Source organism: Xanthobacter sp. NM-59 (assembly GCF_021401125.1).
GTDB lineage: Bacteria > Pseudomonadota > Alphaproteobacteria > Rhizobiales > Xanthobacteraceae > Xanthobacter.
Map to the genome: position 1 here is coordinate 1 of NZ_JACBFQ010000023.1, position 8,034 is coordinate 8,034.

The window sequence follows — 8,034 nt, forward strand, 5'->3', positions numbered from 1 at the left end:
CCGCCTTCCGACACGAAAATCTTCTGGCCCTCACGCCGACATTCGTCGATTGCGCCAAAGCCCAGGCGCAGGCGTGGCGCCTCGCGCCGCAGGGGGCGCCGGTCGATGCGATGAACGCCATGTCGAACGTCACTTTCGCGGTCATTGAGAAAGCCGTGCTCGGCGTCACTGGGGCCTTCGATCGCGGCAAGTTTGTCGCCGCCTTGCAGGAGAGTTTCGCGGCCATCTCCTGGTCGCGGATCTTCACCCTGCTTCGGCTGCCGACATGGCTGCCGTTTCCCGGTTCTTCGAAAGTCAATCGCGACATGCGCTACCTTTACGACGAGACCGCGCGCCTCCTCGCGGCGCGGCGCGCATCGGGCGGGCAAACGCAGGCGATCCTCGATCGGCTGCTCGCCGCCAAGGACCCCGAAAGCGGCCGGTCGATGACCGACGCCGAACTCATCGCCAATCTCTACGGCTTTCTGGTCGCGGGGCATGAAACATCGGCGGTCGCGCTCGGCTGGAGCCTGTGGCTGCTCGCCAAGGACCAGGCGTCGCAGGAGCGCCTGCGCGACGAAGTGCGCGCAATCGCCGGCGACGCCGACATCAGCGGCGACAGGATCGAGGGGCTGCAATTTACAAAGCAAGTCATACAGGAATCGATGCGCCTCTTTCCGCCGGCCGCCGCGATTGGAAGACAGCCGCGCGAAGACATGATGCTAGGCCCGCATAAAATCTCGAAGAACGAGCCGGTCTATGCGGCGCTCTGGGCGCTGCATCGTCACGAGAAACTCTGGGACGCGCCCAACGCCTTCGACCCCGACCGCTTTGCGCCGGAAAAAGCCAAGGCGCGGCATCGCTGCGCGTACATGCCTTTCGGCGCCGGCCCCCGCATCTGCATCGGCATGGGGTTCGCGATGCTGGAGATGGTCGCCATTCTCGCCACACTCATTCGCGACTTTCGGTTCACGACGGTCGAAGGCCATCGGCTTGAGCTCGCCCCCGATTTCACGACACGGCCCAAAGGTGGGCTGCCGCTGATCATCGAAAAAATCTGATGGTTCGCGGCTATCGGGCGCAGGCAGGGCTCCCAATCCAGGTTGATGATGCGTCATCTCACCGCGTCATGGCCGCGCTTGTCGCGGCCATCCACGCCAAGACGCGACAAATCTGAAAATATGAGCCGAATATGCCGTCTCCGTGCGATGCATTTCGCGATGTCCCGGCGTGGATGCCCGCGACAAGCGCGGGCATGACGGTGGAAAGCGAGCCGAAATTGGCCCGAGTTCGAAGCCCTGCGGGCGCAGAGGGACCGGTTGCGTCTCAGCCCAAATGGCGGCATGTAGGCCGGAAATGCCCCTTGAAGCCTATCTGCCGCCGTCGCTGGCCCTGTGGCTGCTCGATCTGATCGAACAGGACACGTTCCTTGATCCGTCCGAAGCCGTGTTCGTGATCCTGGGCGAGCATAAGGAGCTGGCACCCCATGCCGATCTGCGCCGGGAACTACTCAAGCGCCGCATACAGGTGGCGGCCGATGATTCCCGACCGGGTATTTCGATGGAAGAAATGAAAGCCCTACTGCGCGAAAAGCGCGAAGCCCCCCTGCCCGAGCCGGCCAGATGGGAAAAGCGGTCCCGGCGCTGACGCACCGGGGCTTCTCTCTTGCGGCCCTCCGGTCACTTCGGCGCTATGTGGGAGCGCGTTCCCTCCGGGCCGGGGCCGGCTGCTCGCCGGCATCGCTCAACCAGGCCACACCCGCGACGCTAGCCCCCGGCCGTCCCGCTCTCATCATCTAGGGCCGTAGGGACGGCCGGGGGCGGGATGCAGGCAGACAACTTGCCAAATTGCTTGTTTGCCAACTTGCCAGCAATCAGGCAATCGCCTCAAGGCCCCTTTTCTGAATAACGGTCAGCAGCCGCAGCGCCGGGCCGCCGGGCTTCTTCACCCCACGTTCCCAATCTGACACCAGCCCCTTACTCACGTTGAGATAGCGGGCAAAGACAGGCTGCGAGATACGCTCACGCTCACGAATAGAACGGATTTCCTCGGGGGTCAGCGGCTCAACGGTTGTCAGACACCCCTCGTCAAATTCGCGCATCGTCTGCTTGTCGATCGCGCCGGACTCATAGAAGCCTTCCATCATCTCATGGACGGCCGCCAGAGCTTCACTCTTGTAAGTCTTGCTCATCGCAATTCACCTCGAACATTCGACCCGCAGCAACTTCCGCGTCCATCTGCGCATCTGCAAACCCCAAGACCAGCTTTGCGGCCTTCTTCAAGTAGGCTTCTTCCGCATCATCAAGGTTCGCCATATCGCTCTTGGCAAACCCGAACGCGAAAACCGCCCTCGTCTCCGCGCGGAAGAAAACCAGCGTTCGGAAGCCGCCAGACTTTCCAGCGCCGGGCCGCGCTACTCGTTGCTTGATAAGGCCGGCCCCTAGATCGGCGTCGATCTGGCCGCGCTCAGCCCGCTCTACAGCCTCACAAAGCATCGCGTCAGAGATTTTCTCCTTTCGGGCAAACTTGTGAAACCGGCTGTTTTTGAAAACCCTCACGCGACTTCCTCGCCCCTGAATGTATGACACATAGCGTTACACTTCAAGGCCCTTACCGCATCGCCGCTTTGCTGGCAATCAAGCACTATGTTTTGCCAGCAAGTCAGCAAGCGCCTCGCGCATGAGGTCTTCAATGGAGCGGTCGGTGTCGGCTGACAGCCGCTTAACCCGGCGATGTTCCTCCGGCTCGACCACGACCGTCACCCGCTTCATTCCGGCCCGCGTGGCGGCATGGTAACGCTTACCCTCGGCACGATCCGGGGTCGGCGCGGGGGCGGATTCCGCGATAGGCGCAACAGGCGGCGTGGTCTGCGCGCCCACGGCCTTCATGCTCGCGGCTAAACTCGGTCTTTTCGACATGGTTTTATCCCATCAAACTGCCAGTTTGCCAGCAATACCATTATGCCTTATTGCTGGCAATACAGCTTGCCGTCAAATCAGCAATTGGCCTCTAAGCCAGGTCAGCAATTCGGACACTTCCTCGCTGGCTTTGCCGGCCGGCTCATACTCCGGAGCGGTTTTGCCGGCCGTGAGCGCATGTCCGAAAGCCGCCCGCTGCTGGAAGGCGACGGGGGCAACCTCCAAGCCGTGAACCTGAACGGCTTCCCGCGCATCGGCCAGAAGCTGCGTGGCACGCGGCGGCACGGCGTTCAAAACGACAAAGGCCGGCTTTTGGGCGAGTTTCACCAGCTCGGCCGTGCTTCCGATCGCGCGAAGATCGAGGATTCCGGCTCGGCACGGGATCAACACCATGTCGGACGATCGCGTTGCCGCCATTGCGGCCGCTTCCGAGTGCGGCGCGGTGTCGATCACGACCAGCTCGGCCCCGCCATCGGTCGCGGCCTGCAAGCCTTGCGGCAAACGAGTGTGAGGAAGCGCGACGACAACCGGGGCCTCACCTTGTCGGCTATCGCCCCATCCGGCGGCGCTTGCCTGGGGGTCAAGGTCGATGATAGCGGCGGGAAGCCCGGCCGCCTCGGCGGCCGTAGCAAGGTGCAAGGCGAGGGTGGTTTTTCCAGCCCCGCCTTTTTGGCTGACTATGGCGATTGTTTTCATATTGCTGGCATAGCAGCAAACCGCATTGACGGCAAGAATTTTTGCTTAAATGCCTTATTGCTGGCAATACAGCAAATATTAAGCCCCGCCCTTGCCCCTCGCTCCCTCTCGAAAGCCCGTAGGACGGTTGCCGCCGGCGCGAACGTGGCGGTTTTGCTGTGAGGGTGCCGCCTCCCGATCCGCCTTATACGCGGATCGGAACCGCCGCAGGGCTGCGCAAGCAGCCCGAACAGCGGCGACCGCTTATGTTTGCCCTCTTAGATAAAGATCAGATGGGGATTCAGTCTGGTTATCGGACTCACGTTTCATCACACTCTTTGCCAGCATCACGAGGGCCTTACCGAGCGGGCTATCGCCGGTGTCGAGCTGCGTCCGCTCATCGAGGGGCAGGGTGGTCTTGTAGGCGTCGATTGCCTCGCTCCATGCCTGCTGATCCTGTCCATGATCAGCAGGCGGGGGCGGGGCCTTGCCGAACCTGCCGAGAAACTGACGGGCCTTTTCCGGCAAGGACAGGCGATAGGCGTTGCTCGTCTGCTGGACCTGTGGGCCGCGCCCCTCGTTGCCGGTCGGCTCGTAGCGCCGCAGCCAGTCGATGAAACCATGCGCCCGCAGGTTCTTCAGCGCCCGCACGATCGTATCGCGCGACCGGCCTAGCCGATCCATGATCGTGGTGATTGACGGCTCTAACCGGCCGGTGCGGAAGTCTATGAGATTGACGAACAGCCGCAGCACGTCGAGCGCCACCGATCCTAGCGGGCCGCTTCGCTCGCCCTTCTCGTGCAAGCCGGCCTCATTGTAGATTTCGGCCGCCTTCAAGATTGCCTGAACGTCCTTGCGCGTCGTCGGCCGCCATATCCGGCCCTCCGATCGGCCCCGGATATGACTATGCCGGCGAACTGGCGTCGGGCATCGCTCGGCCGGGGGCATGACCAGGCCAAGCCCGGCCTGTCCCGATCCCCGCCACGCCTCGCGGCGCTCATGGGCGAGCGTGGAGAGCTGCCCGGCGTCTTCCTCGGTGAGCTGGCCGGCGCTGTAGCGCGTCCATACCTCCCGCATGATCTCATCAAGCGCGCTTGCGCGCGCGCAGCCGATCGCGGCCGCGATCTGCGTCCTCAACATGCCTGTCGTCCTTCCATTTGAAGGACATGACGGCGCGGACGGCAGGCACGGCTTTCCTGTTTCCGCAAGAATCAATCTTGCGGATTGGAGTGCTGTAGCGTAGATAAGGGGAGAGCTTTGGCCCCGTCTCTACGGTGTGTCTGACGGCCTACAAAAACGCTCGACCGTTGGCGCGGTCGGGCGTTTTGCCGTTATGTCCCTTGCTTCGCTTCGATATAGAGCCTCAATGCTTCCTCGATGATCGGCGCGCGGCCAAGCACGCCCCGCTGCTCCTTGATCTTGTCGATTTGGGCGAGAAGATCAGTCGGAACATACGTGGTCAGCGCGATACGGCCGGCCGCAAGCTGCCGCGCCCGATGGGCGGCAACGTCCTTCCGAATCCTTTCCGAGTCGCGCTTCATTCTTAGCAGTAAGGACGAACTCGCCCGATTCTGCAATCCCTTGCGGAAGGAACCGCGAAAGGCACTACTTCTAGGGCCGGCAACTAAACGTGGTTACGTCAATGCGTATTCACGTCAATGCGTTCTCAAGCGCCCGGTAGAGCGTGGCACGATGCACGCCCAAGAGCCGGGCGACTTCCGCCACCGGCTTCTTGTCGTCATGGATAAGCTGGCGGGCATGGGCGATCTGCTCGGCCGACAGGGCAGGGGAGGGGCCGAACTTCACGCCTCGGGCTTTCGCCGCGATCCGGCCGGCGCTCGTGCGCTCCACGATCAAGCTGCGCTCGAAATCCGCGATGCCGGCGAACACGGTCAACACCATGCGCCCCGCCGGCGTCGTGGTATCGGCCCACGGCTCGGCCAGCGAACGCAGGCCAGCGCCGGCCTCCTTGATCCGCTCCGCGATCGCCAGAAGGTCGCCGGTCGATCGGGCGAGGCGGTCTAGCCTGGTGATCGTCACCACGTCGCCGGCACGCAGATGGTCGAGCATCCGCGCCAGCTCGGGCCGATCCCGCTTCGCCCCGGAAGCCTTTTCCTCGAAGATGCGGACGCAGCCGGCCGCACCCAGGGCGGCCCGCTGCGCATCGAGGTCCTGGCCGCGAGTCGAAACGCGGGCATAGCCGATGAACACGCGGCCGGCGTCGGAATCTGGTCGGCTGCTCACGGCTTCCCCCTGTCGCAAATCATGTCGCAAGTTTTCTACCACTTGCGACAAAGACATGCGACACGAAAAGCCCTGATTTTCCGGGGGCGGCCGATCTGTTGCAGGTTTTACGACTTGCGCGACAAGGCTATGAGATGACGGGATCGTATAGCGTCGCTTGACACTATACGCTTAGCTTGATAGTGACGGCACATGAGAATCCGAAACGTGGTCCATAAGGGGTTGCGCCGCTTCATCGAAGATGATGACGCCACCGGCTTGCAGGCGGCCGTAGTGCCGAAAGTCCGTCGCATCGTCACCTTTCTGCAAGATATGGAGCGGGAAGACGAGTTGCGCACGGTCCCGAGCTGGAAGGCTCATCAGCTCACCGGCGATCGAAAAGGCACCTGGAGCCTGTTCGTCACCAAGAACTGGCGGATCACATTTCGGATCGACCAAACCGAAATCGAGATCATCGACCTCGACTATGAAGATTACCACTAGGAGGTGGCTATGAGTGCGATGCAGGGCATCCGTATGAAAAATCCCGCCCACCCCGGCGGCTTCGTCAAAAGTGAGATCATCGAGCCGCTTGGCCTTTCGGTCACGAGCGCCGCGCAAGTTCTCGGTGTTACGAGGGCGGCGTTGTCGGCCGTCCTGAACGAGCGCGCGCACCTTTCGCCGGAAATGGCGCTCCGGGTCGAAAAGGCTTTCGGCGTGTCGATGGATACGCTCATGCGGATGCAGAACAGCTATGACATTGCCCAAGCCCGCAAGCGGGAAGGGGAGATCAACGTCGCGCCCTTCAAGGGAAAGCCGCTCGATCCGCAAGCGGCGCTGATCTGAGCCGAAACAATAAGGACATGCCACGCCGAGCAGCGCGGCCAGGGGGATATTGAATGAAGAGTTTGCTCGAACAGCTTCCGGCCATCGTAGCCGAAGGCAAACGTGAAGCCGAGCGCGTCATGGAGCGGGCGGAGAGCAACTATCGCCTCGGCCTGCAAACAAGGGAATTGGTCATTCCCTCACGTGACAGCAACTGGCAAGATTTCCTCAAGGTCGCAGACAAGAAGGAGCAAGTATCAACCGCCGGAGAAAATCGTCTGATTTATGGCGACAATCTCTTGGCGATTGGATCACTCCTCGCTGGTGGTGATGACTCGGCATCGGTGCGCGGAAAAGTAAATCTCATCTATATCGACCCTCCTTATGATAGTAAGGCGGATTATCGGCGCAAGGTAGAATTACCCGGTGCATCCATCGAACAGCTTCCGAACGTGATCGAGCAGTTTGCATATACCGATACATGGAGTGAAGGCACGGCGTCATATCTGCGGATGATTACGCCCCGGCTTTTCCTTATGAAAGAACTTCTAACTCACAACGGCAGCATCGTTGTTCATCTGGACTGGCACGTATGCCATTATGTCCGCATGGTTCTTGATGAAATTTTCGGAAAGGCCAACTTTGTTAATGAGATTGTCTGGTATTACTACAATAAAATGCAAGGCAACGTGAACCACTTTGCCAAAAACCATGATGTTCTACTGTGGTATAGGGCAGGCGATGAATACACCTTCAACAAAATAAGGGTTGATCCACCCGACTTCGGCCGTTTGCGCGACGACAGACACCGCTCGGGGCGAAAAACGCTTGCCCAGCGAGCAAAATCAGGCGATCTTGAAGTCAAGCGGCAGGCCACTTGGGGAATGTCGGGGAAAACAATATTCGCCCGATCCACCTGCGCGGGTTCGCCCTCGTCATTGAAGCGAATATCTTCGCGGCGTAGGAGCTTTGCGATGTTTCACGATCCGGATTTCACGCCCTTTACGCCAAATGAGCGCCCGTCCTGGCGCTCAGCCAAACGCAATTTTCTCGAAAACTGGCCGCCTGACGCGTATCGCGAACCCTATTTCACGCTTGCGGGCGTCTGGCCGTTTGTCGGGCGCACGCATTATCTCACCGATCCCGAACTCATCGAAGACATGCTGATCACGCGCGCGGACAGTTTTACGCGCGACTTCATCACGGTCAGCGCACTGTCGTCCGTCATCAACCGCGATGCGCTGTTCTTTGTCGAAGGCGCGGACTGGAAATGGCAGCGGCGCGCGCTCGCTCCCGCCTTCCGACACGAAAATCTTCTGGCCCTCACGCCGACATTCGTCGATTGCGCCAAAGCCCAGGCGCAGGCGTGGCGCCTCGCGCCGCAGGGGGCGCCGGTCGATGCGATGAACGCCAT

At 61.1% G+C, this 8,034-nt stretch carries 12 protein-coding genes; 5 read left to right on the forward strand and 7 right to left on the reverse strand.

Going from position 1 to position 8,034, the window contains the following annotated elements:
• A partial coding sequence (locus L0966_RS22055; protein WP_234054262.1) for a cytochrome P450 occupies positions 1 to 1,040 on the forward strand: 1,040 nt, incomplete at its 5' end.
• A gap of 295 nt (positions 1,041 to 1,335) precedes the next feature.
• Entirely contained in the window at positions 1,336 to 1,626 is a 291-nt protein-coding gene (locus L0966_RS22060; protein WP_234054263.1) for a hypothetical protein, read from the forward strand.
• A gap of 226 nt (positions 1,627 to 1,852) precedes the next feature.
• Here the strand turns inward: L0966_RS22060 and L0966_RS22065 are convergent, their stop codons facing one another.
• From L0966_RS22065 to L0966_RS22095, 7 genes are all read right to left on the reverse strand, one after another.
• Entirely contained in the window at positions 1,853 to 2,170 is a 318-nt protein-coding gene (locus L0966_RS22065; RefSeq protein WP_024899700.1) for a DNA-binding transcriptional regulator, read from the reverse strand.
• Positions 2,148 to 2,537, reverse strand: coding sequence for a type II toxin-antitoxin system RelE/ParE family toxin (locus tag L0966_RS22070; RefSeq protein WP_019200205.1), 390 nt, complete (start codon positions 2,535 to 2,537; stop codon positions 2,148 to 2,150). The genes L0966_RS22065 and L0966_RS22070 overlap by 23 nt, the downstream gene beginning before the upstream one ends.
• Before the next feature lie 78 nt (positions 2,538 to 2,615).
• A complete protein-coding gene (locus L0966_RS22075; RefSeq protein ID WP_037506114.1) occupies positions 2,616 to 2,897 on the reverse strand; it encodes a ribbon-helix-helix domain-containing protein in 282 nt (93 codons plus the stop codon).
• 72 nt (positions 2,898 to 2,969) lie between these two features.
• On the reverse strand, positions 2,970 to 3,593 hold the full coding sequence (locus tag L0966_RS22080) for an AAA family ATPase (RefSeq protein WP_030092365.1): 624 nt from the start codon (positions 3,591 to 3,593) through the stop codon (positions 2,970 to 2,972).
• 243 nt (positions 3,594 to 3,836) lie between these two features.
• On the reverse strand, positions 3,837 to 4,712 hold the full coding sequence (locus L0966_RS22085) for a helix-turn-helix domain-containing protein (protein ID WP_030092364.1): 876 nt from the start codon (positions 4,710 to 4,712) through the stop codon (positions 3,837 to 3,839).
• Positions 4,713 to 4,903: 191 nt separating this feature from the next.
• The gene (locus tag L0966_RS22090; protein ID WP_024899703.1) at positions 4,904 to 5,113 is read right to left on the reverse strand and encodes a ribbon-helix-helix protein, CopG family; all 210 of its coding nucleotides are present in this window, start codon (positions 5,111 to 5,113) and stop codon (positions 4,904 to 4,906) included.
• 109 nt (positions 5,114 to 5,222) lie between these two features.
• Positions 5,223 to 5,783: a recombinase family protein gene (locus L0966_RS22095; RefSeq protein WP_024899704.1), complete on the reverse strand. Its 561-nt coding sequence runs from the start codon at positions 5,781 to 5,783 to the stop codon at positions 5,223 to 5,225.
• 225 nt (positions 5,784 to 6,008) lie between these two features.
• Here L0966_RS22095 and L0966_RS22100 point away from each other — a divergent pair, with 225 nt between their 5' ends.
• The 3 genes from L0966_RS22100 to L0966_RS22110 all read left to right on the forward strand — a co-directional run.
• Positions 6,009 to 6,299 carry a type II toxin-antitoxin system RelE/ParE family toxin gene (locus tag L0966_RS22100; RefSeq protein ID WP_025091540.1) on the forward strand — a complete coding sequence of 97 codons (291 nt, stop codon included), beginning with the start codon at positions 6,009 to 6,011 and terminating at the stop codon, positions 6,297 to 6,299.
• 9 nt (positions 6,300 to 6,308) lie between these two features.
• Complete coding sequence (locus tag L0966_RS22105; RefSeq protein ID WP_030092363.1) at positions 6,309 to 6,641, forward strand: HigA family addiction module antitoxin; 333 nt, start codon at positions 6,309 to 6,311, stop codon at positions 6,639 to 6,641.
• Positions 6,642 to 6,694: 53 nt separating this feature from the next.
• On the forward strand, positions 6,695 to 8,034 hold a 1,340-nt coding region (locus tag L0966_RS22110), incomplete at its 3' end, for a site-specific DNA-methyltransferase (RefSeq protein WP_234054264.1).

Coding starts and splice junctions, on each gene's coding strand:
- L0966_RS22090 (WP_024899703.1), bottom strand. CDS start 5,113: ATGAAGCGCGACTCGGAAAGGATTCGGAAGGACGTTGCCGCCCATCGG.
- L0966_RS22060 (WP_234054263.1), top strand. CDS start 1,336: ATGCCCCTTGAAGCCTATCTGCCGCCGTCGCTGGCCCTGTGGCTGCTC.
- L0966_RS22100 (WP_025091540.1), top strand. CDS start 6,009: ATGAGAATCCGAAACGTGGTCCATAAGGGGTTGCGCCGCTTCATCGAA.
- L0966_RS22080 (WP_030092365.1), bottom strand. CDS start 3,593: ATGAAAACAATCGCCATAGTCAGCCAAAAAGGCGGGGCTGGAAAAACC.
- L0966_RS22085 (WP_030092364.1), bottom strand. CDS start 4,712: ATGTTGAGGACGCAGATCGCGGCCGCGATCGGCTGCGCGCGCGCAAGC.
- L0966_RS22105 (WP_030092363.1), top strand. CDS start 6,309: ATGAGTGCGATGCAGGGCATCCGTATGAAAAATCCCGCCCACCCCGGC.
- L0966_RS22065 (WP_024899700.1), bottom strand. CDS start 2,170: ATGAGCAAGACTTACAAGAGTGAAGCTCTGGCGGCCGTCCATGAGATG.
- L0966_RS22075 (WP_037506114.1), bottom strand. CDS start 2,897: ATGTCGAAAAGACCGAGTTTAGCCGCGAGCATGAAGGCCGTGGGCGCG.